The 15,948-nt window shown below is 55.4% G+C and carries 10 protein-coding genes; 4 read left to right on the top strand and 6 right to left on the bottom strand.

All coding sequences use genetic code 11. The features are described 5' to 3' along the window. The first annotated feature begins 7 nt into the window (after window positions 1–7). Together ACIONG_RS02455 and ACIONG_RS02450 are read left to right on the top strand one after the other, a co-directional pair. Window positions 8–643 (top strand): HAD family hydrolase, encoded by a 636-nt coding sequence (locus tag ACIONG_RS02455; RefSeq protein WP_016486466.1) that lies wholly within the window; start codon window positions 8–10, stop codon window positions 641–643. A 206-nt stretch (window positions 644–849) separates the two neighbouring features. Further along, window positions 850–1,116: an antitoxin Xre/MbcA/ParS toxin-binding domain-containing protein gene (locus tag ACIONG_RS02450; protein ID WP_122556962.1), complete on the top strand. Its 267-nt coding sequence runs from the start codon at window positions 850–852 to the stop codon at window positions 1,114–1,116. A 49-nt stretch (window positions 1,117–1,165) separates the two neighbouring features. Here the strand turns inward: ACIONG_RS02450 and ACIONG_RS02445 are convergent, their stop codons facing one another. Beyond that, a complete protein-coding gene (locus tag ACIONG_RS02445) occupies window positions 1,166–1,795 on the bottom strand; it encodes a hypothetical protein (RefSeq protein ID WP_016486469.1) in 630 nt (209 codons plus the stop codon). Between the two features lie 330 nt (window positions 1,796–2,125). On the opposite strand from ACIONG_RS02445, the gene ACIONG_RS02440 reads away from it, so the two are divergent. Together ACIONG_RS02440 and ACIONG_RS02435 are read left to right on the top strand one after the other, a co-directional pair. Next, complete coding sequence (locus ACIONG_RS02440) at window positions 2,126–4,753, top strand: AAA family ATPase (protein WP_122556963.1); 2,628 nt, start codon at window positions 2,126–2,128, stop codon at window positions 4,751–4,753. A gap of 332 nt (window positions 4,754–5,085) precedes the next feature. After that, window positions 5,086–5,430 (top strand): hypothetical protein, encoded by a 345-nt coding sequence (locus ACIONG_RS02435; RefSeq protein WP_401296473.1) that lies wholly within the window; start codon window positions 5,086–5,088, stop codon window positions 5,428–5,430. 61 nt (window positions 5,431–5,491) lie between these two features. Here the strand turns inward: ACIONG_RS02435 and ACIONG_RS02430 are convergent, their stop codons facing one another. The 5 genes from ACIONG_RS02430 to ACIONG_RS02410 all read right to left on the bottom strand — a co-directional run bounded on the left by ACIONG_RS02430 (window position 5,492) and on the right by ACIONG_RS02410 (window position 14,887). Beyond that, window positions 5,492–6,544, bottom strand: a complete 1,053-nt coding sequence (locus ACIONG_RS02430; protein WP_016486472.1) for a restriction endonuclease — start codon at window positions 6,542–6,544, stop codon at window positions 5,492–5,494. A gap of 123 nt (window positions 6,545–6,667) precedes the next feature. Beyond that, window positions 6,668–9,568, bottom strand: coding sequence for a UvrD-helicase domain-containing protein (locus ACIONG_RS02425; protein ID WP_401296471.1), 2,901 nt, complete (start codon window positions 9,566–9,568; stop codon window positions 6,668–6,670). A gap of 563 nt (window positions 9,569–10,131) precedes the next feature. Then, complete coding sequence (locus ACIONG_RS02420) at window positions 10,132–12,891, bottom strand: ATP-binding protein (RefSeq protein ID WP_401296469.1); 2,760 nt, start codon at window positions 12,889–12,891, stop codon at window positions 10,132–10,134. 155 nt (window positions 12,892–13,046) lie between these two features. After that, window positions 13,047–14,246 (bottom strand): XRE family transcriptional regulator, encoded by a 1,200-nt coding sequence (locus tag ACIONG_RS02415; protein WP_024717971.1) that lies wholly within the window; start codon window positions 14,244–14,246, stop codon window positions 13,047–13,049. Beyond that, window positions 14,243–14,887 carry a hypothetical protein gene (locus tag ACIONG_RS02410; protein WP_016486476.1) on the bottom strand — a complete coding sequence of 215 codons (645 nt, stop codon included), beginning with the start codon at window positions 14,885–14,887 and terminating at the stop codon, window positions 14,243–14,245. Before ACIONG_RS02410 ends, ACIONG_RS02415 begins: the two co-directional genes overlap by 4 nt. Between the last annotated feature and the right edge of the window lie 1,061 nt (window positions 14,888–15,948).

Here is a 15,948-nt window from a genome sequence, read left to right as displayed (position 1 = left end):
GCGAATCATGGTAGCTGAGGCGGTGATTTTCGATCTGTTCGGTACAGTCTTGGAAATCCAGGATCGCCAGAATCCGTATCGGCGACTCCTCCGCATGGGGGCAGAGCAGGGGTGCTCGGCGTCCCCCGGTGACATGCGCCTGATCATGACATTGAGTGGTGGGCTCAGGGAGGCCGCAGCGAGCCTCGGGATCACGCTGAGCCCTTGGGCACTGGCAGAGCTGCAGCACGCCCTAGAGCTTGAGCTGGCATCGATTCGGATCTTTGATGACGCCGTAGTAGCGATAGATTTGTTAAGGGCTAACGGCGTCAAAATCGCTGTTTGCTCCAACCTGGCGGGGCCTTACTGTGACTCCGCGAGGCGACTGCTTCCCGATCTTGATGGTTATGCGCTTAGTGCTGAGTTGGGCGTGATGAAGCCTGATCCAATGATTTATCGATATGTGTCCAGTTTGTTAGGGCTTGAGCCTGAGCATGCTATCGATACTAAGCAAGGGCAGATCATCATGGTGGGTGACTCAAAGAAGTGTGATGAGCGAGGGCCGCGTGCGTGCGGGATTCAGGGCTTCCATCTCGACCGCTCTGGTGCAGGGGGCTTTAGAAACTTGGTTGAATTTTACAATGTAATAGTCGCGCAGAACTGAGCCTCATGCCAAGGGTAGCCATGCCAAGGTTAAACAGTGAGAAAGGTCGGGTTGTACATCATCAGCTGACTTCTGCGGAGTTCGAGATAATGATGGATGATTTCAATGTGGCCCAGGCGTGGATGGTGGAGCAATTGAAATCGCGAGTCTGTCTAGAGCGAGCCGAGACTTCTAATTCTCTCAAGACTGATAGGGAGCTCTAAGCAATGAGCGAACTTGGAATTATTGCACCTTGCTTTCGCGCAGCCGTGGCCTGTTGGAGTATGGAGCACCGCTGCTTCAAGGTGAGGTATGAGCAGATCTCCGTGATCGCCGTGCAAGTGTTTGGCGGAAATGAGCTTGCAGATGGCTGGATGAGAAAACCCAAAGCTGGGCTAGGTCATAAAGCGCCGTGCGTCCTGCTGTCCCAGCCTTCAGGGTACTCAGACGTTCATGATTGGTTGATGCGGCTTGAGCATGGTATCTGCATGTAGGCTGAGCTCCCCAGCAGGCCTTACCCATCAGGTAAGGCCCACACCAAGATTAGCGTGCCCTCGGATACCAATTACTGTCACTTGGATCAATCTGTCCCGGGCGATACCCGTATCTGGTTTTGAGCTCGTCTTTCAGCTCATCATAGTTGCCGGAGAGCGTGTCCTGGATCATAGACACGTAATCGTCGAAGGTCGGATGGTTGCGCCAGTATCCGCGGTGGATCGCGCTGGAGAGGGATCGATCGAACCAGCCACGCAGTGCCAGTAGTAGCCCTTCGATCCTTGTTTCCAAGTCTCCAGTAGAAAGCGCCTGCTCACGTCCGTTGCGCTTCATGCGTTCGCGCTCCATCAAACCAGCCGGGACATATCCCAACACTTCGCTAACTTCGTGGTAGCGCTCATGGATCTCGCGATGATCATCACGATCCTCCTTGAGGTCAGCTGAGAAGCTGAACTCACAGAACGAGCATTTGCTTACGCCGGCATCACCTGGGGGAGTGTGGACATGCTCCATGAGCCATCTTTCATACAGACGCATCGCCTCATGGTAATTCCGGACACCAATCTCTTGGACAGCAGCGATGTCTTGCCGTTGGCCGAGTTTGAGGGAAGGGTGAGTGTGCTTCAGTTCTTTCGCGACACGCTTGATTTTCTTGATGTGGCTGTAGGTAATCTGCATGGAGCAGCTCCTGCAATGCTTGCCCGGCGTCCACTACAAGGCAACCTGATGAGAGTCAGGTCGGGCTACTTCAACGATCACGATAGTGCTAAAGCTTCACGAGTGTGGACTGCAGGCACCTACCGAGCACCTGGTGCCGACCTTACCATCGCCGATCCTGGCTGACAATGCTGCTTGGCTGCGCCACTGCTTCTCTTATCACTCATGGCGATGGTCGCCAACAGTCCTCGCGAGCGAGTGAACGCATGCTAGTACCGGATTTTTCCGACTACGCTCTTTGCCGAACTCCCCAAAGAGGGGGCGGTTATTTGATCAACACAGGGAGCGGTCATGTCGAGTTTACAGGCGGAATATCAGCGGTTTTTGGTCTATCTGGCCGGCCAGCCAGTGCATGATGACGTTCGGCGCATGGCCAATTTGGTCATGGCAAATCTTCGAGCTCTCGCAGAGGTAGGCGCACAAAGACGCGGGCGCTCCACGAGGCTGGCTCCTCTCGCGCTTCAGCAGCTTGCTCACACGACTGCAGAGCTACCCGGGGCAACCCAACTTGCTCAAGCCAGCCGCAGTCATTTGCGCCTGGATCGATTGGAGGTCGGCCCGTTTCGAGGGTTCATGCAGGCCGAATCATTCGACCTGAGCCATGATATCACCTTGATCTACGGGCCGAACGGGACGGGGAAGAGCAGCTTCTTCGAAGCGCTTGAGATGGCCATGCTCGGCTCGATCAGTGAGGCAGAGGCCAAGCGATTCGATAATCGCGCCTACTGCAATAACGCACGCTTGGGCCGCCATGTAGCGCCGCGGTTGATGGGTTCGCTAAACGGTTCTCCCGCGGCTCAGGTGCAGGCAGACGAAGAGAGTTTTCGTTTTTGCTTCGTCGAGAAAAACCGGCTCGATGACTTCGGTCGCATCGCCGCAAGAACTCCAGGTGATCAGCGCCAATTGATCGCGACCTTGTTTGGCGTCGACCAGTTCAGCGAATTTGTCCGGGGCTTCAATGCCACGCTGGATGAAAACCTTAGTATCTCCAGCATCAAAGCACTTCAATTGGAGGGAAGACGCAACCAGGTTGCCGCCTCTCAGCAGACCTTGGATGGCTATCAACAACGGCTCGTAGGGATTGCTCAAGAAGAGGAGGCGTTGGCCGCCAGAATTGATCCGGGCAGCACTTATCAAGGCTGTGTCGACTGGATTTTTGGTACACAGGATAGGCAAGGCCAATTGGCGTATTTGCAGGGTGTTCTGGAGTCACCGCTGCCCATCATCCACGGGTGCACTGCGGCGAGCCTATGGCAACTGCGCGCACAAGTCTATGAGTGGCATGGAGCAAGCCAAGCAGCGCAACAGGCGCTCAATGCCAGAGCGGCGGACGTTTCGTTTTCCAACCTCTACGATTCCCTCCTGCAGTTGGCAGAGGGTGCAGCAGCGTGCCCGGCGTGTGGTACGCCACTGGATCGGGTTGCTTACGATCCATTTGAACGCGCGCGAACGGGATTGGCGCAACTCGCCGAGCTAAGAACCTTGCAGCAGCGGTCAGTGGACGCCACCAATAACTGCAATGAAGCCTTGCGGTCGTTGCTCATTGAGATGCAGCGGGTGTGCGATGTCGCGTCACAGGTATGCCCAAACGAATTCCAGGCAGCTCAATTACCCGTACTTCCTCCCACTTCTGTCGGTCAGTGGCTGCAGCCCTGGATGAGTGACAATGAGAGGTCGTGGCAAGCGCTTATGCAACTGATGACTTTCATTGAGCAGGCGGATGCTGCTAGCCGCCAGGTTATCGAGCAACGACAAACCCTTGCACAGCAACGTCAGACGCTTGATGGGTTCAGAGGTGAGATCGAGCGCTGCAGGCTCCTGCGCTCTCAAGCACTTCAAGAGTTCACCCAAGCGCAAGCAACGATCACCCAATTCGAGGCTGATAATCAGCAACTGATCGAAGAGGTGGGGCGCGAAGCTTTGGCACTTGAGCACAATAGGCGGATCAAGGTGGCCTACGATGCCTATCTGCCCCAGTTGCAGGCGTACCTGGCCGCATTGCCTGCTCAATTGCTCCAGGGTCTTGGTAACAGTGCTCGGGATCTGTACAACCTGTTCAACCGGGAAGATCCAAGGCCAGCTCAGATCCATGCTCTATGGCTGCCGTTGGCTGAAAATGGGAAAATCGAAATTGAGTTCGTAGGTCAGCCAGGTGAGCGATTTGATGCCTTGCTGATCTTGAGCGAAGGGCATATCCGGTGCCTGGGTCTTGCGATTCTTCTGGCGAAAAATCTCGCAGAGGACTGCCCGATCGTTATCTTCGACGATGTCGTCAACGCGATCGATGATGAGCACCGAGATGGCATCTGGCGTACCTTCTTTGAAAGCGGTCTGCTCGATGCCAAGCAGGTCATTCTCACCTCGCATGCTGAGGAATTTCTGCACCGAATCCAGCAGGAGATTGGCGCTCAGCGGGCAGAGCAGATTCGTCGGTACCGCTTCCTTCCCCACCATGGCGAGCACCATCTCCGCATCGACACCGACCCACCTACAAAGAATTACGTTCTGCTTGCCCATGCGGCGTTGCAAGCCGAAGAGAAGCGCGATGCATTGCGCCACTCAAGGGCTGCAATCGAGAGCTTGACGGATCGAGCATGGACATGGTTTGGGAGGCGTCAGGATGGACGATTAGAGCTGAAGCTTGGAGGCCCCCGAGCCAAATGGGAGTTGAACAACAAATGTCTCAAGCTTCGAACAGGGCTAGGTAGGATTCCGAATCCTACCCAGGGCCTTCAAGACTTCCTCGCTGGGCTTGACGCGTTGCTTCACGTCAGTGGCGCCTCGATTGAATGGAGCTATCTGAACAGTGGGACACACGACTCTCAGCAAGATCATGAGTTTGATCGAGCCGCCGTCAACACGATCGTTACGGCTGCCTTGGCAATGGATCAGGGTCTTGAAGCGCTGAGGAACGGTTGAGGGGGAGGATGACCAGCAGGGAATCCTGCTGGCGTCGTTCCGTACCTTTGAGCGGGCCGTCCGCAACCCCTGAATTGGCACTGGCTTATCAACCGGACAATCTAGCTGCTGCATTGGAAGCGTTCCGCCAGGTGTTCTGGAGCGTGGCCCCTGCGTCTCTCACGTGAGAGGTGGCGTGCACGGGCGGGTGAGAGCATCTCGAAGTTCGCCGTGACAACCGCTATTTCTGGAAATCTGTTTTTCAGGTTTTGAGCCTGTTGCTCACCTTGAACTACCACGTGGAGCCCTCATTAGTATGAGGCCCACTACCGGGTTTCAACGAGAAATGCCCCATGCCAAGGATTACCAAAAGCGAACTGCGTTACGATTACAGCTGGAAAGCAAGCGCGGGTGATAATCCGCATCTGATCCACAAAGATGCGAGCCATCTGAGTCGAAAAGAAGGCTATGAAATGCTCGACTTCCTGAATCACCTGGGCTGGGCGGATGGCAAAAAAACAGTGGTTTACAACAGCGGTGAGGACATGAGCGCGCAGTTCCGCCTTTACGTGGAATGGATGCTCAAGGAGAAATTCAAGTCCACTGCGCCTGGCCGCCCCAAGGTTGTTGACTGGATCAACGATAACTGGGAGTCGCTGAAGACCTCCTTCACCGCCCTGAAGCCTCAGAAAGCTTGAGGCTGAGGTCGATGGTGGAATGTGGTGCTTGGAGATAAAGCCCCACGCTTGCCGCCAGCAATTAAGCCGATAGCACTTCACGGCAGAAAGCGTCGAACACAGGGTCAGTTTTTCTCAACTGATCAAGGTCGAGTTGTTCAACTGCCTGGAGAGAACGATTCAGGCGAGAGGCATTTCGACGCAGGCGACGCATTTCTTCCTCAGAAAGCCCAAGCCATTCTTCTATTTGCGGATCAATGATGATAGGTGCCCAGTTGGTGGGCTCTATGTTGTTTGACAGAAGGAGTTGTGAGCCTGCAACGTCATTATCACTGTCAACTACCGTAAGTATTCGTACGCTGGGATTAGCCATCAGTAAGCTGTTTGCAATTCGTGGTACTGAAATTTTCCCTAATGCTGAGATGATTTCGATTTTCTTAGCGGTTTTTGAACCGCTCAGGATGCGCTGGACAATATTGGCCAGAACTTCACGGTCAGTGTCGCTTTCGCAGACAATGATCAGATCTGTTGGTGCTGCTGGTTGGGCGTCATTGCGCAGCACTTTCCCTGTGACTCGATCGTAGTGAGCCCTTTCAATATGCACGGGCTCCGATGCTGAGGTCTTCACCAATTCGGTCACGATAGGGTAAAACACCAAGCCTTCCTCTGCTGCCTTGCGCAATTTTTCCTTAAGGATTTGCTTGAATCCGAGCTCTTGGATGATGGCCGCATCCATGTCTTCTTTGGTGAAGAGAATCAGATTGAGCGATTTGCCGGCGATGAGGGCATCGACCGCGTCGGCAGAGTAGCCGGACATCGAAATGAAAACGCCTAGCGTCCCGACAAGCTTGCCATCTACTTTGCCCTTGAACTGGTACAAGGTGGAGGCTGGGATGGGATCCGCGTGCCATTTCGCTTCTAGGAGAAGGAAGCCTCCATCCAGGTAAAACGAACCGTCGATTTGCTCGCCGGCGGATTTGTAGCTGGATCGGGGCTCCAGTCCCTCAGACTCCAGTAAGCCCTTCAAGACCTTTTCAAAGTCATAACCGCGGCGGCGTTTTGCGACGGCATCCGCGTCTGGAGCAAGCTCTGAAAGCTCTGTGTACCACTGACGAAGACTTCGCTCCTGCACCATGCCATTTTCCTTGCGGGTAAAATGGCAAAAACCTAACACATCAGGGTGGTGTGGGTAATGGATCTTTTACCTGAAAGCCATGTATAGCCCCCTCATGTAGGCGGCTGCGGCGTAGCTGCACGTTCATGTTCCCGGTTTTTGCGGAGGCGCCTGGATGTTGCGCTCCATGTGGCGACAGGATCCCTCGTCCAGCCCTCGATAATCAGAACACCCCCAACTCTTGGCCTTGTCTCGAAACACCATGCTTCCACCGCTTCTGGGGCAAACAGCGACCCAGCCATTGCAGGAGGGTGACACGCAGACCCTGTATCTCCCAGAGCGTGTCATGGGGGCATTGCAGCGCCGGCAGCCGTTCTCAATATGGGTGCAGCGCGGCCAGTTTGAACAGGCAATGAAGGATGCTCGGGTAGTTCTGTTTACACGGTTTACCAGGCTTCCCTGGGTGCAGACAGGGCAGCTGGCAAGGATTGCATTCACCTGTTCAGGGCTTGCTGCGAGCTCTTCGAGCTCTAAGGGATAATCGCCTTGGAGCAGCTCCTGAACGAAAGGTGAGCACCTCATCATGTCGCAGACCAGGTAGACCCTATGTCTCGCCCGCGTCAGTGCGACGTAGAATAATCGCCGTTCTTCGGCATGGGGGTAAGCCTCGGCTTTCGGCTGCAGTGCTTCGATGAGTGGGTGATTCACGATCTCCGAGGGGAGGCCGTACTTGCCTTTGCTCAGGCCGAGGATGATGACGTAATCCGCTTCTTTGCCTTTGGAGCTGTGGATCGAGTCCTTCTTGAAGGCCAGGTTTGGGAACCTTTGACTCAGGGGATCAAGGTCGGGCAGGTCGTGTTTGAACCTGGCGAGGAAGTAAACCGAGGATCCGGGTTTCGCGAGTGTATTGAGCTGCGCCACGGTGCGCTCAATTACCTCGTCGATAGCCTTGTCGTCCGCCATCGAAGCACGAACGAGAGACACGGTCGGTGTGTCTGCGACCGTATGGGATTGGATGTCCTTGACGATCTGGCGAGGGTTCTGCATCACGAAACGGCTGGCGACTGCACCGATCTTGCTGTTGAAGCGAAAGGTCTTCTTGAGCTCGCTGGACTGCGTTGGCCCGAATATTTTTTCGAAGTCAGCAGTGAAGCTGATGTCGCTGCCCGTGAATCTGAAGATGGACTGCCAATCGTCGCCCACGCAGAACAGTGACCCATCGTCTTGGCCCCTGCGCAGGGCCTGCACGAGATCAGCCCGAGACTTGGCAATGTCCTGGAACTCGTCCACCACGATGTATTTCCACGGGCTTTTGAATGTGCCGTCGAGGACGTACTGATTGGCTTTGTTGATCATGTCATCAAAGTCCATCTTCTCTTCGGCCTGCAGCTCATTGACGTACGCATCGCCTATGGGGGTCAACAGCGTGATGGCTGCACCGACTTGGCCAGGGTCAGCGCTTCGGGCGATCAATTCAGCTTGCTGCTGATCGGATAGATTCGCGGCCCTGAGCAATCCCAGCATATCCGTCAGGATGAGCGAGAATTTCGAGATGACACCAAACTCCCGGAGGGTCTCCAGGACGGCTTCGGGAGGAAGAGGGTTGAGCACTACGCCGGCGCTGGTCATGCGTTGCTTCAACACCTTGAGCAAGACGCCTTCTTGTTTTTCATAGTGGAAGGTTTCGATTAGCGGGATGCCTCGTTCTGCGTGAACCTGGCGCTTCCAGGCCATGTCGGCTTGGTATTTGGCCTGGTCGATGTAGGGAGCGGTGTTTCCTTGCCGATCTGTACCGAAGTGCTCGATGTAGATTCCGAATTCCGGCAGGAAAAAATCGGGCCGATACGTGGATCGGTCAGGCGATTGCAGTGAGGTTTTGAGCGTGGCTTCGTACTGGTATTCGATACCATTCTTGAAGAGGAAATTCGCGATGTCGCACTCGCCGAAGCCTTTGACTGCCTCGCCCTTCAGCGTGCGAATATCGTTGTCTTCCAGGAAACGGTAGTAATCGCCCAGCGTCTGGAATTCAAATGGGTTGCGCACCGGATGCAACCATTGCTCGAAATAGCTGAGCAGCAGCTCTCGGTATTCCGGTTCACGCTGTTTGGCCTCGAAAACCGTGTTGACGAATTTGGCCTTGGCCTTTTTATCCGTCGCCATTGTGCTGATGGCAATCGACTTGTTTTCAGCCTGTTTCACGATACACCGGCCTAGCCGGTGGAAGGTTTCGGCTGTTATGCCCTGGATGCCCAGTTTGCTTTCCAGGCGCTCCCTCAATTCGATGGCAGCCTTCTTGCCGTAGGCCAGGATCAGGATTTCTTCGGGTTTGGCTTGCCCACTCTTAACCAGAAACGCAACTCGCCCGATGACGGTGCTCGTCTTGCCGGTACCGGCGCCGGCGAGAATCAGGTTGTTGTCCTCGTCGATGATGCACGCCTTGCGCTGGTCGATGGTCAGCGGTTGGCTTTCTACAGTTTCGAAGAGATCGTGATAGTCGACCAGCGCCTGATCAACGTAGGTGGCGCGGGAGTTCGTGAGCCAATCTCCGGGTAGTTGAACAAGCCGCTTCATCTTGACCAGCAGGCGGTGGTGCTCTGGAGTGAGAATACCCTCAGGTGGGATGGGAGGGCAGGTGCTTGCCCAGGACAGCGCTTGCTGCCTATAGGGCTCCCATTTCGATGTCCGAAGGTAGCGTTCCTCCTTGAGGTCTTGTTCGAAAGTTTCCAGGCGTGCCTTGGTTTCGATGATGCGCGGGATGTACCAAGCTCGCACGAGCTCTAGCCAAGCGGTATCGCGTTGCTGCGTTGTTCGAAAGTACAGGCGCCAGGTGCCCCGGGGTGTGATGATGTACACCATGTGGAAGAATGCTATGGGTGCTCGTTTCGGCGGCTGACTGATGGCCGACCAGTCAAAGCTCTCAATGCCTTTGCGTGTGCGAATCTGAATGCTGCTACTGGATATACCCAGGGCATACGCTGCTGATGGAAGCCATCGGGCCCACCAGGGGGGAGTAATGTCAGTCAACATCTGTACCAGCACCGGCATCGTGAACTGAGCCTGGTGCACTTCCTTTCGATTGATGGGCGGGTCTTGCCCACGACGCTGTCTGGGCCTGAACTGTTAGTGCGTCACGTAGAGCACTGCATCACCAGTGAAGTGGCATTGTGATATGCCACCTCAATGCTCACAACATCTCATTACCATTGACAGGATTTCGCTAGATCCGTCAGGAGCGGCGCACGTCATCGCCAGGCGAGCGGAAGTGCTTGATCAAAGGCCTGGCGATGCGCTTGGAGCCGTTTGTCAGGCGGCTGGTTGTTCTTTGCATCAAAGCCCACTTAGCGTGGAGCGCCCGAGGGGCACGCATCTCAATGCTAAAACTCATGAACGACGCAAACTGTTTGCCGGCACGCTTCGCACCTCCAAGCACGCATGCCAGAAAGCGTGTAAACCAGTTTTTTGTGGTGTAAACCACGTAGGTTTACAGTGTAAAAAAATGGTTTACACGCCGATGTTGTAGTCGCATATCAGTTCACCACGTCAGCCGGTTTGGAAGGTGACTGAGGCGGATGTTATGCCCCCCAAGCGGAAGGGCCTCAATGTTCAGGCTACCTTACTCGACCCGCTCGAATGTCCTCGATCAAGCTCAGCTGGGAGTCAAACTCCTGGCGTTGGTCATCAGTGAACCCTGCGCGAAACGGTGCGATCGATGCCATCTCGCGATCGGCGGCTTCGAAGTCTCTGCAGTAGGCCAAGATCACAGCGTAGAAGCTGCGAGCACTGGAGAGCTCACCCAATAGGTGCGCTTGCTTGATGAGAGGGATAATGTTGCTGCCGACCATTTTGCGTGCAGCTTGAAAGTCACGCATATCCATCATGTCTTGAGCAGCGTCCAGGCCAGTCCTCACCACTGAGCTGAATGACTGGGTACACACAAAGAATTTCCATGCATACAGACGATAGAGCTGTGGGTTTATCCCTCGTTTCTTTAGTAGGAGTGCTTTGACTTCGTAGGCATTCGCGAGGTGGGATACCAATCTGGTATCCGCAGATACCTCGTTGAGGTGTTCAATGACTGAGTTGATCGGGCGCCCATGGATCCACTGCTCATCCATGTGGAGCAGCTTGAGATGTTCATTGATTACTTTCTCGATCATTTCTTCGGCTGCCCAGTATTGGTGGACTCGCCATAGCGCCACTGCAGTGTTGTAATCCAAAGTAAGACGCCGGTCTGGAGTCAGGGCGGGTAGTTTTTTGATGAGCTCGATAGCGTCGTGAACACCTTTAGCGTTCTGCTGTAAGCCTTGCCACTCCATTTCCTTTTGGTGGTAGGAAAGCAACGCCCGATCTGACAGCTGATGATTGGCTACCAATTGGGCCATTAAGGACAGATAGATCGGTTTCTGTTCCGGGTTCTCCGATCGATTCGTAATGAAGAAGAGAGAGTCGAACGCCCAAAATCTAGTCTCTGCATCAAGATCAGAAGACTTGGACGCCTTTTCCAGATAATCGATGAGCAGTGGCCCTAGCCCTGTCTCCTGGAAAAGCTCGTCCCCGGCCAGCTCAATGAGAAACTCGCTCTCTTCAAGATCGATCAACGTCTTGATGAGCAGCCTGAGCCTATGGTGGCTACGCGATTGCTTCAAGGAGCTCAGGAGCAGATCTTTAAGCACTTCCTTGGTTGCCAGCAAGCGTGGGCCTGCCACGGCGTGCAACTCGCTTGCTCCAACCAATCGCACGGCATCGTGGAGTTTGATTTCGAGGCTGCCTTGCACCTCCAAGACGCCGAGCGCACGAAGTGCTCGGATGGCCTGATTAACCGCAGCAGGAGGTGTTGTTGCGTAAGCTGCCATCAAGCTCTGCAGCTCGTTTTGTGTGATGGCGACATCGACCATGCTCAGAAGGGTGACGATGTGCTGGCTCGTTTCTGGGAGCCCTTTGTTCACCTTGGCAAGAATGAGTTCCTGTGCGGTCGTTTCCAGCGTGGCCTGTTGCTCCAGCGCGGTACAAAGCGCGGATAGATCTCCCGCATAGTCCTTGGCTGCGAGTCTGGCGGCGCTTTGGAGGTACAGCGGCATGCCGGCTGTCAGTACGCGGAGCCTTTCCATGGTCTCAACGTTGCCTCTGGCACCCAGGCAAGAGGCCTCTGCCGCCACGGAGTCCAAGCTCCAACCCTGAAGCACCTCCCGACGCACCCCCGTCAGTTGCTCCACTTCCTGGGTCGACCCGACGGGTTGGCACAGGAGGATGAAGCGCACTTGCGTGGTACAACCGCACACTGCTTGCAGATCAACTGCAGGAATTTCGTGAGCATTGTCGATGATCACCAGTGGCTCTATGCCTTGGTTTTCCAGGTGACGACCCAGTGCCGTCATCGAGTCGATGCCAGATGCGCCAGGGGCAAAGAGTTCGCCTATTTCGTGGGGCTTGTCGACTAGCCCGCCGGCGATCTCCCTCACTAGGGATCGTGCGAAGGCTGGGCCTGCCGTCTCACGTGCGTCAAAGTAGATGCATGGTTCCGGGGTATGCATTGCGGCCTGAGCGCACCAGGATGTTTTGCCCGCACCGGAAAAGCCGCAGATGATCCGAATGCGCTCACCGTTGATGAGTGCAGGCTCGTCAATCTGCGGGAGATAGTGGGATTGAAGCGCCGGCAATCGTTGCAGCTGCGTTAGAAGCTGCTCGAACAGGGCAGGTAGCGATTCTGAGTGGAAGGTGTAACCACCTAGGTTCTGGTGGCCAGTGGCGGCGGCTTGCACCTTTCCCGCCAGTTTCCATACCAGCGATTCGGGTACCAATGCCCCATGAGGAATCGTTTCTGCAAGCTTCACACAGTCGGCCACTGCGCTACTCAGATCAGTCCAGCAATCCGGCAGAGACGTAAGCTCCGCAGGGCGCACCTGACCCGGATGGATGAACTGCACATCATCACCGAATTCCCCCTGCTTGATTTGGGAACCGAGTTTCGGGCCAGGGGGCTGGTTAGAGGCAATCACGAAACTAGGAGTGCCATGTCGTAAGCCCTGCTCGTGCTGCTCGCGGAGTAGCTGAAACCGATCTAGAGCGGTGCCGAGGTCGCTCGGGATAAGGGGATCGCTGCGAGTTTTAACCTGGACATAAATCCGGGTATCGGCGAGCACGACTTCGACGTCCTCATCTCGCTCGATCACCACACTCAGCACGTTTGATGCCTTGGCTTTGAACAGGCAAGCCACCGCGAACAGATGCTGATACAGGAAGCCTCCATGGACAGCAGCGATCCGCTTTTCTTGGGCTTCATCAAGGGTTGGGTAATCGACTGACATGAAGTGTTTCCTGCTTTCCTTGGCATCAAACGCGGCGTGCGTAATTGCATTCTGCTTGACCATTCGGCCTGAAAGCGACCGGTATCCAACGTACTGGAGCCAGACGAGCCCAGCCCGCGAACAGAGGGCAGAAGAGTACCGCGTGTACTCTTCTGCAAAGGGCCTTCAGTCGGTATTGGCACTTCTGATCAGAGGCTGATCACCTCGGCCACCCAGGGTCAGCGACCCCGAGTGAACGGAACCACAACCCCTGGTTCGCTCGGAGGCTTGGCCTGGGGAGCTTCAACACTTTTGAGCTTGGCCAGGTGCACCACAGCAGCGTTGCCGCTGAGGTAGCGCAGCGGCAAGCCGGTGAGCATTTCGATATCAGTTGCCGACAAACCAACGTAAGCGGATACCGCGTCGACGGGCATAACCCCCGATGACGCTAGCAACTCAATGGTGCGCTTGAGGAGCCGAGTTTGCTCAGGTGCGCGGCCATCGTCTCCTGGCTCAGCCTTGACGCCCCAGCGGGCAGAGCGGCGCTTGAAGAGCAAGCTCTTGGTTTCGTCGTCGATGATCTTTAAGGCCCAAAGGCGCATGAACATGGCGGCAACGGATACGCCCCAACGCTGCTTCAGCAACAGCAGGCTGTCCAGCGTGATCGGGCTTCGCACATCGGCGGCAAAGGTTTCAGCCGGAAGCAGGAACGCACCCGCAAATCGGTGTGCCTGGTCTTCCATCATCTTGTGTCGAACAGGGTCGGTCGAGCGCTCGATGCCTTTGTGCAGGATCAGGTGACCCAATTCATGCGCCAGGTCGAAACGGCTACGGAAGCCATTTTGCTTGTCCGCTGACAGCAATATCATCGGGCGATCCAACGCCTGGCTCCATGAAGAAAGGCCTTCGATTGTCGCGATGCCTGTTTCTTCACGAACCAGAATTATCCCAGCGCCTTCAACTGCCATGGCCAGATCTGGGATAGCGCGTCGCCCCAAATTCCAGAGCGCGCGGCATTCATCTGCAGCTTCCTCGATATCCGCGCTCGTGATCTGCTCCGGATCCGTGAATGAGCGCACAGGCAAATTCACGTCTGGAAAATCCACGAATTCGCTGAGGGCCAGCGCGATGTCTTGAGCCCACTCCAACCGGGCTTCAAGCATTTTGCGAGCGTCGGAGTGCGCCGAGGCGTTGCTCCTGAACAGTGGGAGTGAGCACTTCTCTGGTAAGGGGCGAGTGAACCACTCCGGGGTCACATTGATGACCTGGGAGAGGCTCCTCAACGCCTCAGCTTCAGGGGATTGCTGGCCATTTTTCCACTTGCTGACGGTAGCAGGTGAAACCCCGACCATACTGGCCAAGGCAACTTGAGAAAGGCCGCGGGCCGAGAGCGCTTGTATCAGCCGCCCCGGCTCAAACCCTGTAATTCCACGACTCATGATGCTGTTTGCTGTCCTGTTTCGAGTAGGCCTTTCTTGAGCTTCGGCGTTGCCAGGTCGACTTGCAACTGAGGCGCCTCGTCGTAGCGAGCCAAGAATCGGCCCAATGGCTCACGGAAAAGCCAGCCCTTCATTTTGGTGTCTGGCACTGCAATGTGTATTTCCAGTGGCCGTTCAGGTTGGTTGGTCAACGAGCCGCTGAAGCACGCTACGAAGAAGAACGTAGCAGTGGTGATAGGTTCCGCTGCAAAAAGCGATGGCTGCACCAGTTGAGTAATCGACTGATTGGCCTCGGCAAGCTGACGGCGAATCGCGCTGCGACCACAATTGTTCCAGGTCTCCGAGGACATGTTCACCCGGCTGAACTTGAAAATTCCAGCATGCCCCACGACAACGCTGTTGCCTTTGAGCGGGGTGTGAACGGCATCAGCAGCGCGCAGGGTCTCGTCAAACGCTTCATTCATGAAAAAAGCCCGCATCTGACCCAACGCATTCTTACGATGGTTCTCGTCCATGTCCTTTGTCGCTTCATGGGCGCGAACTGCACCGACCTCGCAGGCGTCTTCAACGCCCATGATCAGGTCGCGCGGGACGTGCTGCATCAGCAACTCGGGAATGGTAAGGCTGCGGGGTTTGATCATTGAGTGATTCTCTAGTTTCGGATAACGAGATTATAGCCTCAAAAAATTTCGTGTGGATAGGCCCTGTATCGTTCGTGTTGAGATAAAAGCGAGGTTACCGTCGATGGCTAGCCTGCGATGGGGCGCGGAGCCGTCATTGGTTTGGTGGATTTATCCGAAACAAGGGGCTGACGATCAGCGCAGGTTTCTGGGAGGGGAGGGAGGCTCCGTTTGGCTACAGTGCGTGCCGCTTGGCGAACGAAGGAAACTTGAACGGGTAGGAGGCCTGCCAGAGGTCGAGCGGGTCGCCTCGGCTTTTCCTGGATTGCCTGGTTGATCAGGGCAGTCTCGCGGCATGTTTTTGCACACCTCAAGGCGGCTCATGCCAGCACTCGAAATCTGGAAAAGAGGGGGGGGTAGCACAGCGACGCGACAGTCCTAAACTGGCGAGTTTTCAGGTCAGTGTCAGACAAACATTTCTACAGGCGACATTTCGTACATAGTTGCGACGACCTGCATACCCCACCCCTTGAAAAATTTTAAGCGCGACGGAGTTTTATCTTTTGAAGGCAAATAAAAAGCGCGCTGACTCAGAATCTGTCGTCAGATGGATAGGACACCGTCGGTTTTTGCTTTCGGGTTGCTGCTCTGGCTGTTGCTTTTGATCTTGAAGTTGGTGTCGGCTTGGTAAGCCGGACGCCGTGATCTACAGCCCATGGCGGTCAGGGGAATCGTGGCTTCGGCGGCTTGCCGCCGCCTACGCTTTTGACTGCAAATTAAGAAATTTACAGACAAAAAATTGTCGTCTGGCGCGGCATTTAGAGACGGATCACTCCGTCTCGGGGCTTTGGGCCATACCTGGATCTGTAGAGTCAGAGGGCGGCGTTTCTGTGCAGACATTCAATGTCCCTCCGCCTGAGTTTTCTAGTGCGACTTACACGGCGGTGCCGCGGGCCACTCGTTTCCCAAGGCTCGGTTGAGGATGCTCAGCCACCAGGCGGCGCACAACCCTAGCTTCGCATGCATCGTTTAGTGGACGGAGTGCGGTGGCTATCCACCATGATGATAAGATCCGGCGGTTA

It is taken from the genome of Pseudomonas sp. NPDC087817 (assembly GCF_044742875.1).
GTDB lineage: Bacteria > Pseudomonadota > Gammaproteobacteria > Pseudomonadales > Pseudomonadaceae > Aquipseudomonas.
The sequence above is the reverse complement of the archived record's forward strand: the minus strand, read 5'-3'. Positions and strand labels throughout refer to the sequence as shown.

Coding starts and splice junctions, on each gene's coding strand:
- ACIONG_RS02415 (WP_024717971.1), bottom strand. CDS start 14,246: ATGAGTCGTGGAATTACAGGGTTTGAGCCGGGGCGGCTGATACAAGCG.
- ACIONG_RS02410 (WP_016486476.1), bottom strand. CDS start 14,887: ATGATCAAACCCCGCAGCCTTACCATTCCCGAGTTGCTGATGCAGCAC.
- ACIONG_RS02450 (WP_122556962.1), top strand. CDS start 850: ATGAGCGAACTTGGAATTATTGCACCTTGCTTTCGCGCAGCCGTGGCC.
- ACIONG_RS02425 (WP_401296471.1), bottom strand. CDS start 9,568: ATGCCGGTGCTGGTACAGATGTTGACTGACATTACTCCCCCCTGGTGG.
- ACIONG_RS02440 (WP_122556963.1), top strand. CDS start 2,126: ATGTCGAGTTTACAGGCGGAATATCAGCGGTTTTTGGTCTATCTGGCC.
- ACIONG_RS02420 (WP_401296469.1), bottom strand. CDS start 12,891: ATGGTCAAGCAGAATGCAATTACGCACGCCGCGTTTGATGCCAAGGAA.
- ACIONG_RS02435 (WP_401296473.1), top strand. CDS start 5,086: ATGCCAAGGATTACCAAAAGCGAACTGCGTTACGATTACAGCTGGAAA.
- ACIONG_RS02430 (WP_016486472.1), bottom strand. CDS start 6,544: ATGGTGCAGGAGCGAAGTCTTCGTCAGTGGTACACAGAGCTTTCAGAG.
- ACIONG_RS02455 (WP_016486466.1), top strand. CDS start 8: ATGGTAGCTGAGGCGGTGATTTTCGATCTGTTCGGTACAGTCTTGGAA.
- ACIONG_RS02445 (WP_016486469.1), bottom strand. CDS start 1,795: ATGCAGATTACCTACAGCCACATCAAGAAAATCAAGCGTGTCGCGAAA.